This is a genomic window from Telluria sp. Soil_C_11 (genome assembly GCF_057657395.1).
In genome coordinates this window covers 24,362-45,527 of sequence record NZ_JBDGIN010000020.1, presented here as the reverse complement: position 1 = coordinate 45,527, position 21,166 = coordinate 24,362, and the positions used below count along the sequence as shown (strand labels likewise).

At 68.1% G+C, this 21,166-nt stretch carries 18 protein-coding genes; 3 read left to right on the top strand and 15 right to left on the bottom strand.

Translation table 11 applies throughout. The features are described from left to right. Window positions 1-30: 30 nt before the first annotated feature. Window positions 31-1,992: a S9 family peptidase gene (locus AC3A6M_RS22110; protein WP_487854871.1), complete on the top strand. Its 1,962-nt coding sequence runs from the start codon at window positions 31-33 to the stop codon at window positions 1,990-1,992. A 15-nt stretch (window positions 1,993-2,007) separates the two neighbouring features. Continuing rightward, a complete protein-coding gene (locus AC3A6M_RS22105; RefSeq protein ID WP_487854870.1) occupies window positions 2,008-2,862 on the top strand; it encodes an alpha/beta hydrolase in 855 nt (284 codons plus the stop codon). Here the strand turns inward: AC3A6M_RS22105 and AC3A6M_RS22100 are convergent. From AC3A6M_RS22100 to AC3A6M_RS22035, 14 genes are all read right to left on the bottom strand, one after another. After that, window positions 2,840-3,682 (bottom strand): helix-turn-helix domain-containing protein, encoded by an 843-nt coding sequence (locus AC3A6M_RS22100; RefSeq protein WP_487854869.1) that lies wholly within the window; start codon window positions 3,680-3,682, stop codon window positions 2,840-2,842. The genes AC3A6M_RS22105 and AC3A6M_RS22100 overlap by 23 nt on opposite strands. 27 nt (window positions 3,683-3,709) lie before the next feature. Beyond that, window positions 3,710-4,573 (bottom strand): alpha/beta fold hydrolase, encoded by an 864-nt coding sequence (locus AC3A6M_RS22095; protein ID WP_487854868.1) that lies wholly within the window; start codon window positions 4,571-4,573, stop codon window positions 3,710-3,712. A gap of 10 nt (window positions 4,574-4,583) precedes the next feature. After that, window positions 4,584-4,952, bottom strand: coding sequence for a nuclear transport factor 2 family protein (locus AC3A6M_RS22090; RefSeq protein ID WP_487854867.1), 369 nt, complete (start codon window positions 4,950-4,952; stop codon window positions 4,584-4,586). 110 nt (window positions 4,953-5,062) lie between these two features. Next, window positions 5,063-5,719: a PRC-barrel domain-containing protein gene (locus AC3A6M_RS22085; RefSeq protein ID WP_487854866.1), complete on the bottom strand. Its 657-nt coding sequence runs from the start codon at window positions 5,717-5,719 to the stop codon at window positions 5,063-5,065. Window positions 5,720-6,075: 356 nt separating this feature from the next. After that, complete coding sequence (gene yghU / locus AC3A6M_RS22080) at window positions 6,076-6,930, bottom strand: glutathione-dependent disulfide-bond oxidoreductase (RefSeq protein WP_487854865.1); 855 nt, start codon at window positions 6,928-6,930, stop codon at window positions 6,076-6,078. Between the two features lie 97 nt (window positions 6,931-7,027). Next, window positions 7,028-7,375: a TfoX/Sxy family protein gene (locus tag AC3A6M_RS22075; RefSeq protein ID WP_487854864.1), complete on the bottom strand. Its 348-nt coding sequence runs from the start codon at window positions 7,373-7,375 to the stop codon at window positions 7,028-7,030. Window positions 7,376-7,423: 48 nt separating this feature from the next. Continuing rightward, window positions 7,424-8,422, bottom strand: a complete 999-nt coding sequence (locus AC3A6M_RS22070; RefSeq protein ID WP_487854863.1) for an aldo/keto reductase — start codon at window positions 8,420-8,422, stop codon at window positions 7,424-7,426. A 12-nt stretch (window positions 8,423-8,434) separates the two neighbouring features. Next, on the bottom strand, window positions 8,435-9,760 hold the full coding sequence (locus AC3A6M_RS22065; protein WP_487854862.1) for a PQQ-dependent sugar dehydrogenase: 1,326 nt from the start codon (window positions 9,758-9,760) through the stop codon (window positions 8,435-8,437). Continuing rightward, entirely contained in the window at window positions 9,747-10,196 is a 450-nt protein-coding gene (locus tag AC3A6M_RS22060) for a DUF2231 domain-containing protein (protein WP_487854861.1), read from the bottom strand. The genes AC3A6M_RS22065 and AC3A6M_RS22060 overlap by 14 nt, the downstream gene beginning before the upstream one ends. 116 nt (window positions 10,197-10,312) lie before the next feature. Continuing rightward, window positions 10,313-13,171, bottom strand: coding sequence for an Hsp70 family protein (locus AC3A6M_RS22055; protein ID WP_487854860.1), 2,859 nt, complete (start codon window positions 13,169-13,171; stop codon window positions 10,313-10,315). Continuing rightward, on the bottom strand, window positions 13,168-15,039 hold the full coding sequence (locus AC3A6M_RS22050; protein WP_487854859.1) for an Hsp70 family protein: 1,872 nt from the start codon (window positions 15,037-15,039) through the stop codon (window positions 13,168-13,170). Before AC3A6M_RS22050 ends, AC3A6M_RS22055 begins: the two co-directional genes overlap by 4 nt. Then, complete coding sequence (locus AC3A6M_RS22045; protein WP_487854858.1) at window positions 15,036-15,638, bottom strand: DUF2760 domain-containing protein; 603 nt, start codon at window positions 15,636-15,638, stop codon at window positions 15,036-15,038. The genes AC3A6M_RS22050 and AC3A6M_RS22045 overlap by 4 nt, the downstream gene beginning before the upstream one ends. A gap of 86 nt (window positions 15,639-15,724) precedes the next feature. Next, window positions 15,725-16,186 (bottom strand): type VII toxin-antitoxin system HepT family RNase toxin, encoded by a 462-nt coding sequence (hepT, locus tag AC3A6M_RS22040; RefSeq protein WP_487854857.1) that lies wholly within the window; start codon window positions 16,184-16,186, stop codon window positions 15,725-15,727. A gap of 28 nt (window positions 16,187-16,214) precedes the next feature. Further along, window positions 16,215-17,465, bottom strand: coding sequence for a putative Na+/H+ antiporter (locus tag AC3A6M_RS22035; protein ID WP_487854856.1), 1,251 nt, complete (start codon window positions 17,463-17,465; stop codon window positions 16,215-16,217). Between the two features lie 225 nt (window positions 17,466-17,690). Here AC3A6M_RS22035 and AC3A6M_RS22030 point away from each other — a divergent pair, with 225 nt between their 5' ends. Continuing rightward, window positions 17,691-19,721, top strand: coding sequence for an alpha/beta hydrolase family protein (locus tag AC3A6M_RS22030; RefSeq protein ID WP_487854855.1), 2,031 nt, complete (start codon window positions 17,691-17,693; stop codon window positions 19,719-19,721). Here AC3A6M_RS22030 and AC3A6M_RS22025 read toward each other — a convergent pair whose 3' ends face one another. Then, on the bottom strand, window positions 19,722-21,122 hold the full coding sequence (locus tag AC3A6M_RS22025) for an aminotransferase-like domain-containing protein (protein WP_487854854.1): 1,401 nt from the start codon (window positions 21,120-21,122) through the stop codon (window positions 19,722-19,724). It lies immediately after the preceding gene. Between the last annotated feature and the right edge of the window lie 44 nt (window positions 21,123-21,166).

The following is a 21,166-nucleotide window of genomic DNA, read 5'->3' as shown; positions in this document are numbered from 1 at the left end:
AATGCCTGGCGCCGGGGCGCCGGCGCTTGCATGCTGGGGATCTCACTCTCGGCCTGGACGCTTCCGGCGCTCGCGCAGGCCCCGGCCGCGCGCCCTCCGATCGAGCATTTCTTCGAGAATGACGCCTTCGGCGGCGCCAAGCTGTCGCCGAGCGGGCGTTACCTGGCGATGCGTTCGGGCTCTCCGGGGCGCCATGACTTCCTGGCCGTCATCGACCTCGAGACCAGGACCGCGAAGTCGGTCGCCGAATTCAACGATACGGACATCGGCGATTTCGAGTGGGTGAACGACGAGCGCCTCGTGTTCGACGCGCACGATGCGATGTTCGCCAACGCCGACCAGGAAGGCGCGCCCGGCCTGTTTGCCGTCAACCGCGACGGCAGCAACTACGTCATGCTGGCGCGGCGCCACCTGCACGGATTGGCGCCGCAGCCCTGGAATACCTTCATGCTCGGCCAGCCGGGCGCCCAGGATTCGGACTGGATCTATGTGCTGCGCCCGCTGTACGACCGCAACGACAAATACTTCGGCACCCGGCTACGCCGCCTGAATACGCTGACCGGCGAGGCGCAGGTCGCGCCGGAACCCGATGTGGAAGTCAGCACCTTCATGCTGGACGCGAAGGGCGAGCCGCGGCTGGCGCTGCTGTACGGCGACGTCAAGACCGTCATTCATTACCGTGATCCAGCCACCGGCCAATGGCGTGAAGTAGCCAGCCATGACGCTTACCGCGGCGAGCAGGATGCGATCAAGCCGGTCGGGTTCGGCCCGGACGGCACGCTGTACGTGATCGCGAATGCAGGCGAGGACATGGCGACCCTGCGGACCTTCGATTTTGCCACCGGCAAGGTGAGCAAGGAGCCGCTGGTGGTCACGCACGGCTACGACTTCGTCGGCTCCCTGGTCGGCAAGGACAAGGTGCTCGGCGTGCGCCTGACCACCGACGCCGAATCGAACGTCTGGTTCGACCCGGCGATGAAGGAGATCCAGGCGGCGGTGGACAAGGCCGTGCCGTCGACCGTGAACCTGATCGACGTGCCGGCCAGGCCCGGCTCGCCCTGGGTGCTGGTGGAGTCCTATTCCGACCGGCAGCCCTTGCGCTACCTGCTGTACCACACCGGCACCGGCAAGGTCGAACTGGTCGGCAGCAGCTACCCGAAGATCCAGCCCGCGCGCATGGGACGCCAGGAGCCGATCCGCTACAAGGCGCGCGACGGACTCGAGATTCCCGGCCTGCTGACGCTGCCGGCGGACGGCGTGCGCAAGAACCTGCCGATGGTGGTGCTGGTCCACGGCGGCCCCTGGGTGCGTGGCGCCAGCTGGGGCTGGAACCCCGAGTCCCAATTCCTGGCGTCGCGCGGCTACGCCGTCCTCGAGGTCGAATACCGCGGCAGCACCGGCTTCGGCCTGCGCCACTGGGAAGCCGGCCTGAAACAATGGGGCCTGGCCATGCAGAACGATATCGCCGACGGCACGCGCTGGGCCATCGCCCAGGGGATCGCCGATCCCGGGCGCATCTGCATCGGCGGGGCCAGCTACGGCGGCTATGCGACGCTGATGGGGCTCGTCAACGATCCGGACCTGTACCGCTGCGGATTCGAATGGGTCGGCGTGACCGATATCGAACTGATGTACAAGGGCACCTGGTATGCGAAGTCGAACGCCTCGCCGGGCTATCTGCGCTACGGCATGCCGGTCCTGATCGGCGACCTGGTCAAGGATGCGGCGCAGCTGAAGGCGACGTCGCCGATCGAGCAGGCGGCCCGCATCACCCAGCCGCTGTTGCTCGCATACGGCGAAGAAGACCAGCGCGTGCCGCTCTATCACGGCAGGAAGTTCTATTCCGCGGTCAAGGCCACCAACAAGCAGGTCGAATGGGTCACGTACACCGGCGAAGGCCATGGCTGGTCCCTGCCGCGGAACCGCATCGATTTCTGGCAGCGCGTCGAGCGCTTCCTGGACCGGCACATCGGCCAGGCGGCGGCAAAATAACAGGAAAGGACAGCCATGCGCATTCCACGTATCGCATTCGCCGCATTCGCGGTGTATCTCTGCGCCGCCGGGTGGGCCGGCGCGGCAGCATCCAGCGCATCGACCCCGGCTTCGTCCGCCGCCGCGCCGCTGGCGATCGGCGACACCTGGACCATCGTCTCCAGCGCGCTCGGCGAAACCCGGCGCATCAACGTCTACGTCCCGGCGGGCATCCCGGCCGGCACGCCGCTGCCGGTGCTGTACATGCCGGACGGCGGCATGCTGGAAGACTTCCTGCACGTCGCCGGCCTGCTGCAGGTCGGCGCCGGCAACGGCACCATGCGGCCCTTCCTGCTGGTCGGGATCGAGAACACGCAGCGGCGACGCGACCTGACCGGCCCCACCGAGGTCGCGAAGGACCGCGCCATCGCGCCGAAGGTCGGCGGTTCGCAGGCCTACCGCAGCTTCATCCGCACCGAGCTGATGCCGGAGGTGGCAAGGCGCTACCGCGTCACGCAGGAAAGGGCGATCGTCGGCGAATCGCTGGCCGGGCTGTTCGTGGTCGAGACGCTGGCGCTGGAGCCTGACCTGTTCGACACCTATATCGCGATCGACCCCAGCCTGTGGTGGAACGGCGGCCGGCTCGCGAAGGAGCTGATCGCCCATCCGCCGCCGGCCGCGGGCAGGAAGACCCTGGTCATCGCCGCCAGCGCCGACGGGCGGCCCGACGTCGACCCCGCCGCGCTGGCGGCGAGCCTGGCCAGGGCGGGCATCGCCTTCACCTACGACGAGTGGCCGGGCGAGACCCATGCCACGATCTACCACCCGGCCGCGCTGAAGGCGTTCCGGGCGGTGTTCAAGCCGGACCTCACGCGCCGAACCGCCCCCTGAACCACTCCGCCGTCTCCGCATCGGCCGGAAAGAAGGACTCCAGCCGCAACTCGTGCACCGTCACGTCGCGCGGCGTGCCGAGGGTCGTGATGGTGGTGAACAGGTTCAGGCGCACGCCCTCGTGCGCGATCTGCAGGGGCAGGAAGGGCAGCGCGCGGCGCTCCAGGTTCGGCACGTGGCCGATGGACGGCATGCTGGGCAGGGCGGACAGCTCGGCCAGCAGCGCGGTCGCTTCGCTGCCCGGGCCGTCGGCCATGGCTTCGCGCTGGATCCACAGCAGGCCGTCGGCGCACACCGCTTCCCAGTTCAGGAGGTGGCGGCGCAGGCCGTCGGGGCTCAGCATCAGGCGCAGCACGTTGATCGACCCGTCGCGCGGGATCGGCGCATCGGGCGGCATGCCGAGCAGCCAGCGCATCAGGCCGGCCGCGGGCTCGTTGAACATCACCAGGTTCCACAGGCGGTCGACCACCAGTGCCGGGAAGGGCGCCTGCTGGCGCAGCATGAATTCGAGCGCCTGCATCACGCTGGCCAGCTCGGGGTCGGACAGGCTGCGTTCCTGGTAGGCCGGCGCGAAGCCGGCCGCCAGCAGCATCGCATTGCGCTGGCGGAGCGGGACGTCGAGTGCGATGCCGAGCTTCAGGATCAGGTCGCGGCTCGGCTGCGAGCGCCCGCTCTCCAGGAAGCTCAGGTGGCGCTGCGATACACCGCTGTCGGCCGACAGCCGCAGCTGGCTGACGCCGCGCCGCGTGCGCCAGTAGCGCAGCGCCGAACCGAAGTCGCTGAAGTAGCCGGCGTCGCCGCGGCCGTGGCTGTCGTCCATGTGCAGTCTCCTGTCCTTCGCGCCAATCTACCTGCGCCCGCCGATGAATTCAAGCAGCTCGGCATTCACCCGCTCGGCGTGGGTCAGGAACATGCCGTGCGCGGCGCCCTCGATGACGCGCAGGCGCACGTCCGGGATCAGCTCCGCGCTGCGGCGCGCAGTCAGGTCGAGCGGGGCCGAGACATCGCGGTCGCCGGCGACGATCAGCACCGGCACGCCGATCGCGCGCAGCTCATCGCTCACTTCGGCGGCCAGGTCGGCGCCTTGCACCGCGGCGTGGCACTCGTGCAGGGCCTGCAGCGAGTTGTCGAGCGCCATGGCGGCCAGCCAGGCTTTGGTGGTGGCGTTCGCGCCTGGCACGAAGGGCTCGGTGTTTTCCTCGATCCAGCGCGGAAAGTCGCACAGCAGCTGCCGGCTGCGGAACTGTTCGAGCAGGGCCGGATCGACGCCGCCCGGATTGGCCGGGCCGCGCGTCACGCCCGGCGTCATCGGGCCGAGCAGGGCGATCCGCTCGACGTGCGCGCTGCCGAAGCGGTCCAGGTAGCGGACGATCTCGTTGCAGCCCATCGAGTGCCCGACCAGCGTCACGCCGCGCAGGTCGAGCGCACCGATCACGGCGGCGATGTCGCTGGCCAGGGTGTCGAAATCGTAGCCGCCGCCCGGATCGCTCGAGCGGCCGTGGCCGCGGCGGTCGAAGGCGATGCAGCGCAGCCCGTGCTGCTGCAGGGCCATCATCTGGTAGCCCCAGGAGCTCGACGCCATCGACCAGCCGCCGACGAACAGGACGGTCCTGGCCCGGGGATGGCTGCCGGGCCAGTCGCGGTAGAACAGGTGGACGCCATCGGCGGTGGCGATCGTATTCGGGCCGGCGATGCGGTCATGCGCGGTCATGGCGGTCCCCTCAGGCGGCATCGAGGAAACCGGTGACCCGGACCAGGCGGCCCTCGCCGTCGAGGTGGGCGATATCGCTGCCCTGCGCGACCGGGGCACCGCCGTCGGGCGCGAGGGTCCAGGCGAAGCGCACCACGTCGTTGTGCCCGTCCGGCGTGCCGTGCAGGCTGAAACGATGGCCCGGGAACTGGCGCTGGGCGGCGCCGATCATCGCGTCGATGCCGTCGATGCCGCTGCCGCGCATCATCGGGTCGGCATAGGTGGCGCCGCTGGCGAACAGCTGGGCGATGCGGGCGCGCCGCGTGATGTCGTCGCGTTCGTTCCAGACCGCCAGGTAGCGGTCGGCGATGATGGTGGCGTGGCTGGTTGCGTGGTTCATGCTGGTCTCCTTCGTTGGTTGGCGATGGAGACCATTCTGCGTGGCGGCGCGCGGCGCGGCGATGACGTCCGAGGTAATGATCGCGGACCGCGCCGCCGCCCTTGCCGGCGTCAGCCGATATTGCTGCCGCGGATCCTGCTCAGGTCCTTGTCGCTGCCGCCCTGGTTGCCGGCGCGCGGATCGGTGCTGATGCCGCTGCTGGTTCCAAGGTCGCCGCCGCCCGCGCCGCCGCTCATGCCGGAACCCGCGCCGGTGCCGCTGCTGCCCGCATGGCCGGCGCCCATCGAACCCGCACCCGCGCCCATGCCGGCGCCGCCGACCCTGCCGCGCATCGACACGTCGGGACCCATGCTCGGCGCGCCGGGCTGGCGCACGTCGGTGCCGTAGAAGCTGTGGACCTGGTTGGCCCACTGGACGTCGGCCATGTCGGGCCAGGCATCCTTGTGGAAGCCCGGGGCGTTGTTCAGGCGTTCCTTGTCGATGTCCAGCACGAAGCGCTTGTTGATGGTGTCCAGGTGCAGGGCCTGCCAGGGAACGGCGAACAGCTTCTCGCCCATGCCGAGGAAGCCGCCGAAGGCCAGTACCGCATAGGCGACCTGGCCGGTGTTCATATCGAGCATGATTTCCTTGATGTCGCCCAGATCGTCGTTGCTGCCGTTGACCACACTATCTCCGATCAGGGTGTCCGCGCCCATCAGGGCGGGGCCGGGGCCGGCGCTGCCGGTGTCCTTGTACATGCCGTATTTGTCGCGGTCTGCATAACTCATGGCAACTCTCCTGGTATGTAGGGTTATGGATGCAACCCGATCAGGGTAAAGGGCGGACCATTCACGCATTTGAGGACGATCAATTGTGCTCGGCTCCCGGTCTTATGAGAGGTGCCGCACAGAACTAGCCATGCGGCATGATTATTCTGATAAGAAATTGGAGACAATCAACATGCCCGTCACGCAACGCTGCAACTACGCCGGCCCGCTCGGCAAGCTCATTCCGACCCGTTCGATCGCCTTCGCGCTCGCCCATGCGCTGAGGTTGCGCCTGCGCCGCTGATCGCGCCTGCACCCGGAAGGGATACTAGGCGCAAACCGGCGCGCGGCGCGTACGCTAGACGGCGGGAAAGGAATCAGTCGAGGTCGGAAGCGTCGTGGCGCTCGGCCACCTGTTCCTCGGGCTTGCCGCGCATGCGGTTGACCTTGCGGCCGCGGATGACGGCCGGGCGCGCCGCGACTTCGTCGGCCCAGCGCCGCACCTGCTGGTAGTTATGCACGGACAGGAACTCCGCGGCCTCGTACAGCTCGCCCATCACCATGCCGCCGTACCAGGGCCAGATCGCCATGTCGGCGATCGTGTACTCGTCGCCGGTGATGAAGCGGCGCTCGGCCAGCAGGCGGTCGAGCACGTCGAGCTGGCGCTTGGTTTCCATCGCGTAGCGGTTGATCGGGTACTCCAGCTTTTCCGGCGCATAGGCGTAGAAGTGGCCGAAGCCGCCGCCCACGAAAGGCGCGGAACCCATCTGCCACATCAGCCAGTTGAAGGTCTCGGTGCGGGCCGGGATGTCCTGCGGCAGGAAGGCGCCGAACTTTTCCGCCAGGTAGACCAGGATCGAACCGGATTCGAACACGCGCACCGGTGGATCAAAGCTGCGGTCGACCAGGGCCGGGATCTTCGAGTTCGGGTTGGCCGCGACGAAGCCGCTGCCGAACTGGGCGCCTTCGTTGATCTTGATGAGCCAGGCATCGTATTCCGCGCCGGTGTGTCCTGCGGCCAGCAGCTCCTCGAGCATGATGGTGACCTTCTGGCCGTTCGGCGTGCCCAGCGAATACAACTGCAGCGGATGCTTGCCCACCGGGAGTTCCTGCTCGTGGGTGGCGCCGGCGATCGGGCGGTTGATGTTGGCGAACGCGCCGCCCGACGGCGTGGCGGGCGACCAGACCCGCGGCGGGACATAGGTCGAGAAGGGGTTCGAGCTGCCTGTCATCGTATTCTCCTTGTTTGGATGCTATCGAGGAGAACGATGATGCCGCAAATCCGGCAAGCTTGCCGGAGGCGGCTACGGTGCGTGCCGTGGCGCTCGCTCAGGCGCTCGCCGGCACGGCTTTCGTGGATTTCTTCTTCGGCTTCGGCAGCGGCATCAGCGCGGCCGTCTGCTCGATCAGGCGGCGCAATGCCTCCGGATCGTCGAGCAGCTCGTCGGCGATCGGATAGTCCTTCGCGCCGGGGTAGGGCGGCCCTTGCGGCAGGTCCGGCGCGAGCGCGGCCACGGCTTTCGACGGCTTGATGAACAGGCTGTTGTCGCAGGCGAAGGCAACCACCTTCTCGTCCAGGTAGAGCGCGTATTCGCCGAACAGCTTCCGGTAGGTCAGCCGGCTGCCCATCCGCGCCGTCTCGAGAACGTAGTCGACGAAGCTCAATTCGGTTGCCATGTATGTCTCTCTTGAATATCGATTCGCAAGAGTAACAGATGAGCAGGGCTAGGCAGCCGCTTTTCTTGGCGGCAGCGGCGCATCGGGCGGCACCAGCCCTTCGGCCCGCAGCTCTTCCCAGAACACCGCCGGGATCTCCATGTGCATCAGGGTCGCGTTGCGGCGCAGGTGTTCCGGGCTGCTGGCGCCGGGGATGGTCGCCGCCACCACCGGATGCGCGACGCCGAACTGCAGGGCCGCGGCGGCCAGGTCGACGTGGTGGCGGGCCGCCACCTGGCGCAGGCGCTCGCGGTGCCGGTGCTGTTCCGCGCTGGCCGGCCGGTAATCGTAGTGCTCGCCGCCGGCCAGGAAGCCGGAGTTGAAGGGGCCGCCCAGCACCACGTGGGCGCCGCGCTTCGCGCACAGCGGAAAGAATTCCTGCAGCGGCGTGGTTTCCATCAGCGTGTAGCGTCCGGCCAGCAGGAAGATGTCCGGATCGGAGTCGCGCAGCGCGCGCAGACAGGGTTCGACCGTGTTCACGCCCAGGCCCCAGCCCTTGATTGAACCCTCTTCGCGCAGCCGCACCATGCCTTCGAAGGCGCCGCCGGGGCCGGCCGCGACCCGATAGTAATGCTCGAACTCGCTGCCGAACATGTCGGGCGAGAGGTCGTGCACATAGGCGATGTCGATGTGGCCGAGCGCGAGGCGCTGCAGGCTGTCCTCGACCGAGCGGCGCACGCCGTCGGCCGTGTAGTCGATCACGCGCCTGAAGGGCAGGGCGCCGACGAAGGGACTCTGGATTTCGCCCGGCATATGCGGCGCCAGCAGGCGCCCGACCTTGGTCGACAGCGTGTAGGCATCGCGCGGATGGCGGCGCAGGGCCTGGCCGAAGCGGTGCTCGGACAGGCCGGCGCCGTAGTGCGGCGCGGTGTCGAAATAACGGATGCCGGCTTCCCAGGCGGCATCGACGGTCGCATGGGAGGCGGCGTCGCCGGTAGCGTGGTACATGTCGCCCAGCCCGGTGCCGCCCAGGCCCAGGCGCGTGATCGGTCGGTAGCGCTGGTCCATGGCGGCTCCTGGCTACCTGGCGCTGCTCACCCGCCAGATCACATTGCCCACGTCGTCGGCGAACAGCAGGGCGCCTTCCGCGTCCTGCGCCATGCCGACCGGGGCGCCGTACAGCTGCTTTTCGTCGGCCGAATGGAAGCCGGTCACGACAGGCTGGACAGGACCCTTGGGCATGCCGTTCTCGAACGGCACGTACACGATCTGGTAGCCGCTCAGCGGAGAACGGTCCCAGCTGCCGTGCTCGGCGACGAAGGCGCCGCCCTTGTACTGCGGCAGCATGTTCCCGGTGTAGAACCACAGTCCCAGCGCCGCCACGTGCGATCCGAGGGCGAAATCCGGCTTGATGGCTTTCTTGACCAGGTCCGGCCGCTGGGGCATGACGCGGCTGTCGACATGCTGGCCGTAATAGCTGTAGGGCCAGCCGTAGAAACCCTTCTCCTGGACTGAGGTCATGTAGTCCGGAACCAGGTCCGCGCCGATCTCGTCGCGCTCGTTGACGATGGCCCAGAGTTTTCCGGACTGCGGTTCCCATTGCAGGCCGGTCGGGTTGCGCAGGCCCGTCGCGAACACGCGGCTGGCGCCGGTTGCGGCGTCGACTTCCAGCACGGCGGCGCGCCGGTATTCCACGTCCAGGCCGTTTTCCGTGATGTTGCTGTTCGAGCCGCTGCCGACGTACAGCTTCTTGCCGTCCGGGCTGGCCAGCAGGGCTTTCGTCCAGTGGTGGTTGACGGTGCTGGGCAGGTCGCCGAGCTCGGTGCCCGGGTCGGACATTTTCGTTTCGCCGGGGACGTAGTGGTACTTCATGATGTTGCCGGTGTTCGCCACGTACAGGGTGTCGCCGACCAGCTGGATGCCGAACGGGGAATGCAGGTTTTCGATATAGACGTGCTGTTCCCATTCGCCCGTGCCGCCGGCTTTCCTGCGCAGCAGGGTAACGCGGTTCCCGCCCTTGCCGCCCTTGCCCGAGCGGCCTTTGACCATCCCGGCGATGACCTGCTTCGGCGTCGTGACGGCTTCTTCTCCCGGCCCGTTTCCTTCCACCACCAGCACGTCCTGGTTGGGCAGGACCAGGAGCTGGCGTGGGTGCTTGAGCCCGGACGCGATCTTTTCGATCCTCAGGCCGGCCAGGACTTTCGGCGCGGCGTTGCCCTGCCAGCCGACGCCGTCGGGAACCTGCATCGGCGGGACCAGGAAATTCTTGGCTTCGGGCAGCACTGGATTGCCGCCGATTTGCTGCGCCGGATCCACCCGTTTGTTGTCGCCGCAGGCGCTCAATACCAGCGACAGGCCGGCTGCCGTGACCAGCGTGCGGCGCCACCCCTGTTTATGCTTGTCCATGGCTGTACTCCTTGAAAGTGACTGATTCTCCAGCCAGGATGATCCTGCCGATTCCCAGTGCGAGCACGGTGATGATGGATAACCAGACCGCGGCCGGAATCACCGCATAGGCGTCCCGGCTGTGCACGAAGGCGTTGAAGAGCGCCGCAACGATCCCCACCACGTTGAGCCAGAAGTTGACGGTCACGCCCGTCGTGCGGACGCGGCGTTTGCCGAACCACGTACGGCCCAGATTGATCAGCTGGGGAATGATGGCGAACACCAGGCCGATGCTGACGAGCCAGGCCGCGCTTTTCACCCACATGACGTTGGCGGTCTTGGCATAGATGATGTCGAAGATCAGCACGGCCACGAAAAATCCGAAAGGTATCGGGTCGAGCAGGTTGAATATCGCCGATGTGATACTGAATCGGGATGGGTGGTTTTCTGTGTGCATGATGCGCCTCATCGGATTGAGCTAGCTGTTTTTCAGACTACATTGGTCCAATTGAGCGTAGCACAATGATAAGAACGCCGTCGCCGTGCTGGAGCGGCGCGCATCCACGCGCCCGGTCAGCGCAGCAGCTTCAAGCCCGGCGGCAAGGCATCCCCGAACATGCGCGTGGTGCTGGCCTGGTCGAGCTCGACGACCTCGCGCACCATCGCCGCCCAGCTGGCCGGCGCGCCGCTCGCGGCCAGCTTGTGCAGCACCTGCTGGCGCAGAAGCTCGCCGATGTCGCGCGAGCGGTCGCCGGTCTTGCGGGCGATGTGGGCGGCGGCGAAGCCGGCCGGCTCGATGCGCTTCCAGTCCAGCTGCAGCAGCAGTTCCAGCCAGCGCTCGGCGGCCTCGATGGTCGCCACTTCGTGGGCGCTCGATTGCAGCGACTGGCGTGCGCCGACGCGCGCCAGCGCCCACAGGTAGCGGGCATAGGTGGCGGCGGTCTTCGGGTCCGGCTTCGGCATCGAAGGGATCGCCATGATCTGCTGCAGCATCCAGTCGCCGATCTCGACCTTGTAGGCGGACGGGATGCGTTCGAGCGAGGCGCCCAGGCGCAGCATGTCGTCTTCGCTGCCGTCGACCAGGGTGACGGGGCGCTTCGCCCGATCGGCCGGTTCGGCCTGCAGGTTGAAGGCGAAATCGTCGAGCAGGCGCAACTGGGATTCGGTGGAGAGCCCGCCGGCCACGCGGCGCCACAGGGTCCACCATTCGGCGCGCACCTGGCTGTCCTTGTGGTATTGCACGCCGGTCTCGAACAGCGCCCACAACTGCTCGATGCGCCATGCGTCGAGCGGGTGGCCGAAGCCGGGGCGCAGGCACCAGCCGGCCAGGTTGAGCCAGACCCGTTCGTGTTCGGCCGAGCGCCGCCGTCCCTTGGCGCGCTCCATCAGGGCGTCGAACAGGCGGCGCAGCAGCGGCGTCTCCCAGCGCTCGCGGCCGCCCAGCAAGTGTTCGAGCGAGCCGCGCAGCTGGCGCACTTCGCGGCTGTCGACCTGCTGGTTGCGGGCGCCGAAGATGCGGTCGATGCGGGCGATGGCCTCGTCGAGGCGGGGCGGCAGGGCGCCTTCCGGCTCCTCGTCCTGCGCGTCGTCCCCGGCGCCGCGCAGCTGGAATTCGAGCTTCCAGCGCTGGCCGCTGCCATCCTCGGCCACGCAGTGCACTTCCAGGGTGCCGACCTCGGACAGCGAGGCCGCCAGCTGCACCGGCATCTCGGTCTTCAATCCGGCCGCGGCGTGTGCGCGCAGCACGGTGGCGATGGCCGGCAGGCGCACCACGTCCGTCGGGTCCAGTTCGACGAGCTCGCCCGGCTGCGGAGGGGCGCCGTGCGGATCGGCGGTGGCCGACACCAGGTGGAAGCGCACCGGCCGCCCCAGGCGCAGGCCGAAGCTGCGATCGAGCAGGCGCACTTCGACGCCGGGCTGTGCGCCGCGCGGGAGCAGGCAGACGGCCTTCAGCGGGCCGCCGGCCTGGGCGTCGTCGAGCAGCAGGAAGTAGCTGCGCGCCGAGCCGCTTTCGATGGCCGGGGCCAGCCCTTGGCGCGCCAGCGAGTAGGCGACCGCGCCGCGCGCCACGGCGACGTCGGGGTCGGCATTGTGCAGCACGCGGATGGCCTGGCCGCGCCAGGCGGACAGGGTGCCGGCCAGGCGCTCCGCCAGCGGCGCGGCGCGGAACACGCCGCCGTTCAGCAGGAGCGTATCGGGTACAGGCACCGGCAGGCTGTCGCCCCCTTCGATGCCGAGCGCCTCGCGCGCCGCCTGGGCGTGCTGGCGCAGGAAGTCGGCCAGGTGGCGCGTGATGGCCGGATCGCTGGCATAGGGCAGGCCGAATTCGACGATACCGGTGCGCGCCCGCTTCGCGCCTTCGCGGCTGTCGTTGGGCGGGAAGAAGCCGTCCAGCACGATGCGTTCGACGTCCGCGCGCGTGAGCTGGACGGTGCGGCTGGCGCCGATCAGGCGCGCGCCCGTGCCCAGCAGGGTCACGTTGACCTGGTCCGGCGCGCCGGGCGCCAGCAGCTGTTCCTTGGCTGCGCGGCAGCGCTCCGTCAGCTGGGCCAGGCGGGCGGCGGACAGGCGCGCCGGCTGGCCTGGCTGGCCGTCCTGCGCGGCTAGTCTCGACTCGGCCAGGTGGGCCAGGGCGAGGTCCATGTTGTCGCCGCCCAGGATCAGGTGGTTGCCCACGCCGATGCGGCTCAAGCGGGGAACGCCGTGTTCCAGCTCCACCTTGACCAGGCTGAAGTCGGTGGTGCCGCCGCCGACGTCGGCCACCAGCACCAGGCGCGTCTCCGCCAGCTCCGCGCCCAGGGTGTCGCGGTGGCGGTGCAGCCAGTCGTACAGCGCGGCCTGCGGCTCTTCCAGCAGGCGCAGGGAGGGCAGGCCGGCCAGGCGCGCCGCTTCCAGGGTCAGCGCACGCGCGCCTTCGTCGAAGGAAGCGGGAACGGTCAGGACCAGGTCCTGCTCCGCCAGGGGATGGCCGGGATGGCGCGCATCCCAGGCCGCGCGCAGGTAGGCGAGATAACTGGCGCTGGCCGCCAGCGGCGAAATTTTCGGCACATCGTCGGGCGCGCCCCAGGGCAGGATGGGGGCGGTGCGGTCGACGCCGTGGTGCGACAGCCAGCTCTTGGCAGATGCAACTAACCGACCTGGAGTTTGCGCGCCAAGCAGGCGGGCAAGGCGTCCGACCACGGCATCCGGCACGCCGGCCAGGTCGGCCTGGTTCCAGGGCAGCTGCAGTGAACCCGGGGCCAGCTCGCCCGCGGCCGGGTGGTAGCGGGCGGAGGGCAGCAGCGATGCCGGTGCGACTTCGCCGGGCGCCACCAGCTGGTCGATGGCGAAGGTCTCGACCTGCTGCGTGTCCGATGCCGCGCAGGCCAGCACCGTGTTGGTGGTGCCGAGGTCGATGCCGACCAGCCAGGCCGGCGCTCGGGAGCCGCTCACTGGTGCTCGGTGGCCCGCACGTCGAACTCGACCTTCCAGCGCTGGCCTTCGCGCGAGACGGCGATCAGTTCGAGCGTGCCGGCCTCGGTCGCCAGCGCGTGCAGCCTGACCTGGGCGACGTCGCCCGGCGTGCGGCCTTCCGCCGGAAGCTCGGCCTGGATCTCGTTCAGTTCCTGCAGCTCGTCCGGGCCCCAGAACTCGAGCACCTCGCCGATGCGGTCCTGGCGCCGGGTGGTCGAACCGAAGAAGCGGAAGTGCACTGGCTCGCCCACCACCAGGCCGAATTCCTGGCCCGGCAGTTCGAGTTCGCTGCCTTCTTCCATGCCGAACGGCGCCACGCACAGGGCGGTGATCGGCGGCTCCATGCCGGGGATGGCCGGCATCGACGATTCCACGCCCACGTAGTACGAGCGCGCCGTGCCGCCGCGGATGCGCACGCCGCCGCCGCGCCGCGCATAGCCGTAGTAGGCCGCGCCGCGCGCCACCGCCAGGTCGAGGTCCGCGCCTTCCAGCATGCGCGCCGGCGCCGCGCCTTCCATGTACAGCCAGTCGTTGATGGTGTCCATCACGCGCTGGGACAGGATCCCGGACTTGAACACGCCGCCGTTGAACAGCACCGCGGTCGGGTGCAGGAAGCTGTGTTCAGGGTTCACCTGTCCGTTGAAACCTTCCAGCTCCGCGGTGGCGCCGGCCTGGCGGGCCAGGAAGGCGGCCAGGTGGCGGGTGACCGCGGCGTCCTGCGCATACGGCAGGCCGATCTGCGTCAGGCCGGCGCGCGCGCGCGTGGCCGGGCGCGCGCTCGCTTCCACGCGCGGGAAGAAGCCGTCGGTGATGAAGGCGGTGACTTCGTCGCGCGTGAGTTCGGTGCGGATCGAGCCGCCGATCAGCTTCGAGCCGCGGCTCGGCACGACGATCGGCCAGGTGGTGGCGTTGGCGTCGGCCAGCAAATGTTCCTTGGCGCCGCGGCAGGCGTAGGTAAGGGCGCGCATCTGCCAGGCGTCGAGCTGGGTGCCGTTGGCCTGCAGCTTGCGCGCGACCAGGTGCGCCAGCGCGAGGTCCATGTTGTCGCCGCCCAGCAGGATATGGTCGCCGACCGCGACGCGGTGCGGTTCCAGGTTGCCGTCGCGTTCGAGGATGGCGATCAGCGAGAAGTCGCTGGTGCCGCCGCCGACGTCGACCACCAGCACGATGTCGCCGGCTTTCACCTGCTTGCGCCAGCGGCCTTCGCTGCCCTGGATCCAGCTGTACAGGGCCGCCTGCGGCTCTTCCAGCAGGGTCGGCGCGTTGTAGCCGGCGTTGCGCGCCGCTTCCGCGGTCAGTTCGCGCGCGCCCGGGTCGAAGGACGCGGGAATCGTCACGGTGACGGCCTGCTGCTCGAACGGCGCTTCCGGATGCGCGGCGTTCCAGGCGTTGCGGATGTGCTCGAGGTAGCGGGTCGAAGCCGCCAGCGGCGAGATGCGCTCGACTTCTTCCGGTGCATCGGTCGGCAGGATGGCGGCGCGGCGGTCCACGCTCGGGTGGCTCAGCCAGCTCTTGGCCGACGACACCAGGCGGATCGGGGTGCCGGCGCCGCGCGAACGGGCCATTTCGCCCACGATAGAGAGAGAAGCGGGCGCGGCCTGGCCATCGGTCCAGGGCAGGGCCAGTTCGCCGGGCGCCAGTTCGTCCGGGTGCGGCAGGTACATGAAGGAGGGCAGCAGCGGCAGCGCCTCGACGGTGCCGGGGCTGCTCAGCTGCGGGATCGGCAGCACGCCCTGGTCGGCCTTCTCGCCGTCGCTGGCCTGCAGGTCGACATACGACAGGGCGCTGTGGGTGGTGCCGAGGTCGATGCCGATGGCGTAGCGCGCGGTGTCACCGTTGATGCTCACAGTTCCACCTCCGCCGGGGCCAGGATGCTGGCGTCGTGCTTGTCGGCCAGCTGCGGCAGGCTCACCCTGGCGGCGCGCCAGCCGCGGTGGCTCAGGGTGCCGGTGAACGGCGCCTTGCCGACCACGTTGCCGGTCAGGCGCACGCTGGCGGCGTCGAAGCCTTCCTGCAGGGTCAGGCGCGCGCCTTCGAGTTCATTGCGCACCGGTTCGATGGTGAAGTGCTCGCGCAGCACGCGGGCGCAGCCTTCGTGCACGACGCGGGCGGCGGCGCCGATGTCGGCGTCGCTGTACACGGTGATGTTTTCGTTGGCAAAGTCGATCAGGCGCGCTTCGCGCTGCAGCAGGGACAGCAGCTGCAGGGCGGCATCGGGCGTCGCCACGCGCAGTGGAGCGGCGGCCGGGGCAGGTGCTGGCGCAGGTGCAGGTGCAGGTGCAGGTGCAGGTGCCGGGGCGGGAGCGGGCGCCGGCGCGGCGACCGGGCCGATCTGGTCATCGCGCACGCGCGCGGCGAACTCGGCATCGCCGAGGGTCTTGAAAAAGGCGCCGAAGGCGAGGGAAAGCCGGCTCCAGAAGGAGGGCAGGTTGGTCGGTTGGCTCATGTTCTTTGTGTTGTCCGGTCCATGAAAGCGCGCATGATACCAGTTAGGCAAAAAATGGATGGCGCGCCGCGGCAGGCCTGGCGGTCTTAGATGGCGGGATCGTCCGCGGCGGACGGCTCGGCGGCGGGCGTTGCCGGGGCCGCGGCGGCCCTGGCCAGCAGGGCGCGCGCATAGGCGTCGACATCGTCGAGTCCGCGCTTGATGATGGTGACCAGGGCCGGCAGCGGCGCCGCCTGGTGGTCCCATTCGGCGCGGCAGAATTCGCCGGTGCGCTTCAGGTCCTCGCCCAGGGCGGGGTCGATCCAGCCCTGGTCTTCCAGCAGCGAGATCACTTCGCGCTCATCGTGCGCCGCGAGGCCGAGCTGGCCGAGCACATGGTCTCCCATCTCGACCACCGCCTCCCAGGCGCGGATCACGTTCAGCGTGGCCGCGTCCTGGCGCGTGATGTCGCCGACGAAGGTGGTCGGGTCCTTCTCGTACTCGTCGCGGGCACGCTTGATGCAGCGCTCGATGGTGCCCGTCTTGCTGACCAGCAGATCGTTGTCCATCGGTCCTCCTGTCTGTCCGGTGTCTACCTTACAACAGGAACATCAGGGCCGCCGCACAAGTGGGGCCGAGCGCGCCCAGCAGCAGCCAGACGGCGCCGATCGACTCGTTGGCGAAGCCATGGCGCAGCAGGGCCGCGCCGGCCGGGTTCGGGGCGTTGGCGATCACGGTCAGGCCGCCGCCCCCCACCGCGCCGGCCATCAGCATGTACTTCTCGTGCTCGGACAGGCCGGTGATCAGCGAGCCGAGGTAGGTCAGGGCGGCATTGTCGGTGACGGCCGTCAGGCCCAGGGCGCCGAAGAACAGGGCGGTCGGGCCGAGGCTGGAGACGATCGGCTGCAGCCACCACTGCTGCATGCCGCCCAGCACCACCAGGCCGGCCAGGAAAAACCCGACCAGCAAACCTTCCTTCAGGATCAGCGGCGACTGGTAGCGCTCGTACGCCTGGGTGAAGCCGAGGAAGAGCAGGAACAGGCCGAGGAACAGCACCGGATGGTGGGCCAGCAGCACCACCGCGGCCAGGAAGGCCAGGTGAATCAGTGACACCAGCGGCGGCACCGGCGCCGTTTCGCCGTCGACCGAGGCGTCGATCTGGCGCAGGTGGGCGCGCAGCAGGACGGTGATGACGGTGGCGTTGAAGACGACCGCGACCAGCGCGCGCCAGCCGAAATGCGTCAGCATGTAGGTGCTGTCCCAGCCCCAGGTGCCGGCCACCATCAGCACCGGCGGCGCGGCGTAGGAAGTCAGGGTGCCGCCGATGGAGACATTCACGAACAGCACGCCCAGTGCGCCGTACTTGAGCCATTCCGGCATGCCCTGGCGGAACACGGCCGGCGCCAGCATCAGCGCGGCCAGGGTCATCGCGGCGGGCTCGGTGATCAGGGAGCCGGCCAGCGGCACCAGGGCCAGCGCCAGCCAGGCCTGCGCCACTTCGGAGCGCACCGGCGCCAGCCGGGCCAGCATGCGCAGCAGGCTGCGGGCCGCTTCCAGCACCGGTCGCGAGGCCGCCACTACCATCACCACGAACACGAACAGCGGCTCGGTATAGTGGCGCGACTCGGCATAGTCGACCGCCGCCGACCGGCCCTCGACCACGGCCATGAACACCATCAGCACGAAGGCCCAGAAGCCGAACACGACCTCGACCTCGCCCAGCAGGTGGAACAGGCCGGCGTGGCGCGGATGGCGGTGCGCCAGTATTTCGAACAGGTGGGTCGAGAAGGTATGCAGCAGGGCCAGCACGAACACGACCAGGCCGATGGTGTGCATGGTCGTGGTCATGGCCGGATCCCGACAGGAGGTGTGGTGTTAGGCATTATGCAAGGCAATTGAACAGAATGCCGACATTATTTCATTTTTTGCAGGGCAGCGCGGCGGGGCGTTCCCGAGCCAGCAACCGGTTCCACGGCTGTAGCGCGTATGGCAGCGAAAATCTTTCGAAATATTGCAGTGGAGTAAATACGACGGAAAAGTTACCATGTTGCATCAATAACCATTCTTCCCATCATGCGCAACAAGCTTTCCCTTGCTGGCGTCGCTGCGTTGCGCCGCATCGTGCTACTGCACCTGGTCCTGCTGATCTCGACAGTCTGCCATGCCGGCGAACAACCGGTCCCCATCGCTGCGTTTTTTGACAATCCCAGCGTCGGCGATGCCAGGCTCTCGCCCGACGGCAAGCGCCTGGCCATGCTGGTCAACAATGACAAGGGCCACGACCAGCTCGGTATCGTCACCCTGGCCGACCGGTCCATCAAGGTGGTGGCCGGGTTCTCGAACGCGGATGTCGGTCACTTCGAGTGGGTCAGCAACGAGCGGCTGCTCTACGATTCGCGCGACAAGAACACGGCGGCCGGCGAGGAGCGCTATGCGCCCGGCCTGTTTGCCGTGAACAGCGACGGCACCGTGCGGCGCCAGTTGGTGGCTGTGGCGGGACGCAGGTTCATCTCGGATGGCACGGACAACGGCGACAAGCTGCCCTGGAATACCTTCATGCTGGACCAGCCGGGCGCACAGGATTCGAACTGGGTCTATGTGCAGACCGTCCATTTTGGAAAAGACCACTCTGCCGAAGAGGTCGAACTGGTCAGGCTCGATACCGTCAGCGGGGACTCGGACTCCGTGCCCGGCCCGGGAACAGGCAAGACCCGGGACTGGTGGCTCGACGCCAGGGGCCGGCCCGCACTGGTCACCACGGTCGAGGGTAATCTGGAAACCCTGCATTACCTCGATCCCAAGGAAGGCCGCTGGCGCAAGCTGGTCACGCGGGACTTGTTCGTGGGCGGCAAAGGTTCGTTCACACCGCTGGGATTCACCCCCGAGGGCACCCTGTATGTCACCAGCCGGCTGCAGCGCGACAAAAGCGCGGTGTTCGCTTATGACCTGGCCACCGGCAAGGTCGCGGAGCGCCCGCTGGTCGGCCTGGACGAATTCGATTTCAGTGGCGAACTGGTTTCGAATTCCGCCAGGCTGCTTGGTGTGCGCTATACGGCCGATACGGCAGGGGTGGCGTGGTTCGATCCCGCCATGAAGAAGGCGCAAGCCACTGTCGACCAGCTGCTTCCCGGCCGCGTGAACGTCCTGAGCGTGGGCGTGCGTTCCGAAACCCCGTTCGTGCTGGTCCAATCGTGGTCGGATCGCCAGCCATCTGTCTACCTGTTGTTCGACATGACGACTGGCAAGCTCTCCAGGCTGGGCAGCAGCCGCCCGGCGATCGATCCGTCCCGGATGGCCACGCAGGACCTGGTGAGTGTCAAGGCGCGGGACGGCAGGCAGATCCCGACCTGGCTGACGGTCCCGAACAACAGCGCAGGCAAGAAGCTGCCCATGGTCGTGCTGGTGCATGGCGGCCCCTACGTGCGCGGGCGCGACTGGCGGTGGGACAGCGACACCCAGTTCCTGGCGTCGCGCGGCTACCTGGTGCTGGAGCCCGAATTCCGCGGCAGCACCGGATATGGCGAAGACCATTTCCGCGCCGGCTGGAAACAGTGGGGACTGGCGATGCAGGACGATATTGCCGACGCAACCCGTTGGGCCATCGCCAAAGGCCTGGCCGATCCGCAACGCATCTGCATCGCTGGCGCCAGCTACGGCGGCTATGCCACGCTCATGGGCCTGATCCGCGATCCGGACCTGTACAAATGCGGGATCGACTGGGTCGGCGTGACCGACATCGAACTGCTGTACACCGGCAACTGGACCCGGGACAGCGACATGTCCGAGGCATACAAGCGCTATGGCATGCCGACGCTGGTGGGCGACCCGGTCAAGGACGCCGCGCAGTTCGCCGCCACTTCACCCTTGAAGCAGGCCGCGCGCCTGACCCAGCCGCTGCTGCTGGCCTACGGCGGGGCCGACATGCGCGTGCCGATCTACCACGGCCGCAAGCTGTATGACGCGATCAAGAAGACCAACCAGCATGTCGAGTGGGTCGTCTATGACGAGGAAGCGCACGGCTGGAAACTGACCGAGACGCGCCTGGATTTCTGGGGGCGGGTCGAAAAATTCCTGGGGCAGCAGATCGGCAGGGGCGGCGAATAGCTAAACCACGGCAGCGCCGAACGGCTCGGGCCGCCGCGCAAGCAGATGGGACAGCCGTTGAAGGCCCGCCTGCAGGTGTCCACGGTCCTTGATGCTACCCAAACAGATCCGGATTGCATTCACGGAGCCGCTGCCAGTAGCGAATGCCTCCGCCGGCGTGACGGCGATGCCGGAGCTAGCGGCTTCACGCGCCAGCTGCGAGGAGTTCCAGTACGCCGGCAACTCGAGCCATACATGCAGGCCGTCTCCGGCGCCGGCGTAGCGCCCCGCCAGGATATCCCGGGCCATCCGGTGGCGCAGGCGCGCCTCCCTGCGTACGCCTTCCATCAATCCGCGCGCCGAACCGTCGAGGATCCACTGCGTGGCCAGCGCGGCCGTCAGGGGAGCGACCATCAGCGCAAATGATCTCAGCGCGACCAGGACGCGTTCGCGTTCGTGCGGGTTGCGTACGAGCACGAAGGCGATACGCAAGCCGGGCGTCAGGCATTTCGACAGGGTAGAGATATACACCACCTGTTCCGGGGCAAACGTGGCAATCGGCGGCGGCGGGGCATCGGCAAGCAGCCAGTAGGGATCGTCCTCGACGATGCGTACGTTGAAGCGCTGCGCGATGCCGGCGAGCTCCTTGCGCCGGCGTTCCGGGATCGTGATGGCGGTCGGGTTCTGCAAGGTCGGATTGAGGTAGACCAGCCGGGGCTTGTGCTGGCGGCACGCTTCCTCGAGCATCTCGGGCACCATCCCGTACTGGTCCGCTTCCACCGCAACGATGCGCCGGCCGAATTGGGTCGCCGCGGCCCGCAAGCCGGGATAACCCGTCGGCTCTGCCAGGATGGCATCGCCAGGCTCCGTCAGCGCAAGGATCAGGGCGGCGATCGCCGCTTGCGCACCCGGACAGACAACAAGCTGTCGGGAATCCAGATGTCCGAACATCGGTTCGAGCCATCTGGCGCCGGCCTGACGGTCGGAGTCGCTGCCCCCGCCCAGGTGGTAAGTCATCAGCAATTCGTTATCCGCCCTCATCAGTACTTGAGACAAACCTTGTTTCAACATGTCGTCGAAGTCCACGCCATCGGGCGGTGGCGGGGTATTCATGCTCAGGTCGAGGACCGAGGTCAATTCGACTTTCGGCGCGGCGACATAGGTACCTCGGGCGCCCCGGCCCTCCAGCAAGTTGCGGCGCCTGGCTTCGTCGTATGCGCGCGTGACCGTCGTCAGGTCGACGTCCAGCTGTGCCGCCAACTGGCGCTGCGGAGGCAGGCGGTCGCCCGGTTTCAGCGATCCGTCTGCCACCGCTGCCTGCAAGGCATCCGCAATCTGCAAAAAACGCGGTCCTTTGTTCCCGGCCAATCGCGGCAACCAGATGGAAAAATCCTCATCTTGTATGGTTTTCAACTGGGGCATTTTGTCTCAATGTATGGAGATTGCTTTCAAGTAGTATGCCTCAG

What these genes read in the sequence shown, in the direction of transcription:
- AC3A6M_RS22045 (WP_487854858.1), bottom strand. Translation starts at nt 15,638, where the DNA reads ATGAGCCAACCGACCAACCTGCCCTCCTTCTGGAGCCGGCTTTCCCTC.
- AC3A6M_RS22065 (WP_487854862.1), bottom strand. Translation starts at nt 9,760, where the DNA reads ATGGACAAGCATAAACAGGGGTGGCGCCGCACGCTGGTCACGGCAGCC.
- hepT (WP_487854857.1), bottom strand. Translation starts at nt 16,186, where the DNA reads ATGGACAACGATCTGCTGGTCAGCAAGACGGGCACCATCGAGCGCTGC.
- AC3A6M_RS22035 (WP_487854856.1), bottom strand. Translation starts at nt 17,465, where the DNA reads ATGACCACGACCATGCACACCATCGGCCTGGTCGTGTTCGTGCTGGCC.
- AC3A6M_RS22095 (WP_487854868.1), bottom strand. Translation starts at nt 4,573, where the DNA reads ATGACCGCGCATGACCGCATCGCCGGCCCGAATACGATCGCCACCGCC.
- AC3A6M_RS22105 (WP_487854870.1), top strand. Translation starts at nt 2,008, where the DNA reads ATGCGCATTCCACGTATCGCATTCGCCGCATTCGCGGTGTATCTCTGC.
- AC3A6M_RS22025 (WP_487854854.1), bottom strand. Translation starts at nt 21,122, where the DNA reads ATGCCCCAGTTGAAAACCATACAAGATGAGGATTTTTCCATCTGGTTG.
- AC3A6M_RS22110 (WP_487854871.1), top strand. Translation starts at nt 31, where the DNA reads ATGCTGGGGATCTCACTCTCGGCCTGGACGCTTCCGGCGCTCGCGCAG.
- AC3A6M_RS22085 (WP_487854866.1), bottom strand. Translation starts at nt 5,719, where the DNA reads ATGAGTTATGCAGACCGCGACAAATACGGCATGTACAAGGACACCGGC.
- AC3A6M_RS22090 (WP_487854867.1), bottom strand. Translation starts at nt 4,952, where the DNA reads ATGAACCACGCAACCAGCCACGCCACCATCATCGCCGACCGCTACCTG.
- AC3A6M_RS22070 (WP_487854863.1), bottom strand. Translation starts at nt 8,422, where the DNA reads ATGGACCAGCGCTACCGACCGATCACGCGCCTGGGCCTGGGCGGCACC.
- AC3A6M_RS22030 (WP_487854855.1), top strand. Translation starts at nt 17,691, where the DNA reads ATGCGCAACAAGCTTTCCCTTGCTGGCGTCGCTGCGTTGCGCCGCATC.
- AC3A6M_RS22100 (WP_487854869.1), bottom strand. Translation starts at nt 3,682, where the DNA reads ATGGACGACAGCCACGGCCGCGGCGACGCCGGCTACTTCAGCGACTTC.
- AC3A6M_RS22075 (WP_487854864.1), bottom strand. Translation starts at nt 7,375, where the DNA reads ATGGCAACCGAATTGAGCTTCGTCGACTACGTTCTCGAGACGGCGCGG.
- yghU (WP_487854865.1), bottom strand. Translation starts at nt 6,930, where the DNA reads ATGACAGGCAGCTCGAACCCCTTCTCGACCTATGTCCCGCCGCGGGTC.
- AC3A6M_RS22060 (WP_487854861.1), bottom strand. Translation starts at nt 10,196, where the DNA reads ATGCACACAGAAAACCACCCATCCCGATTCAGTATCACATCGGCGATA.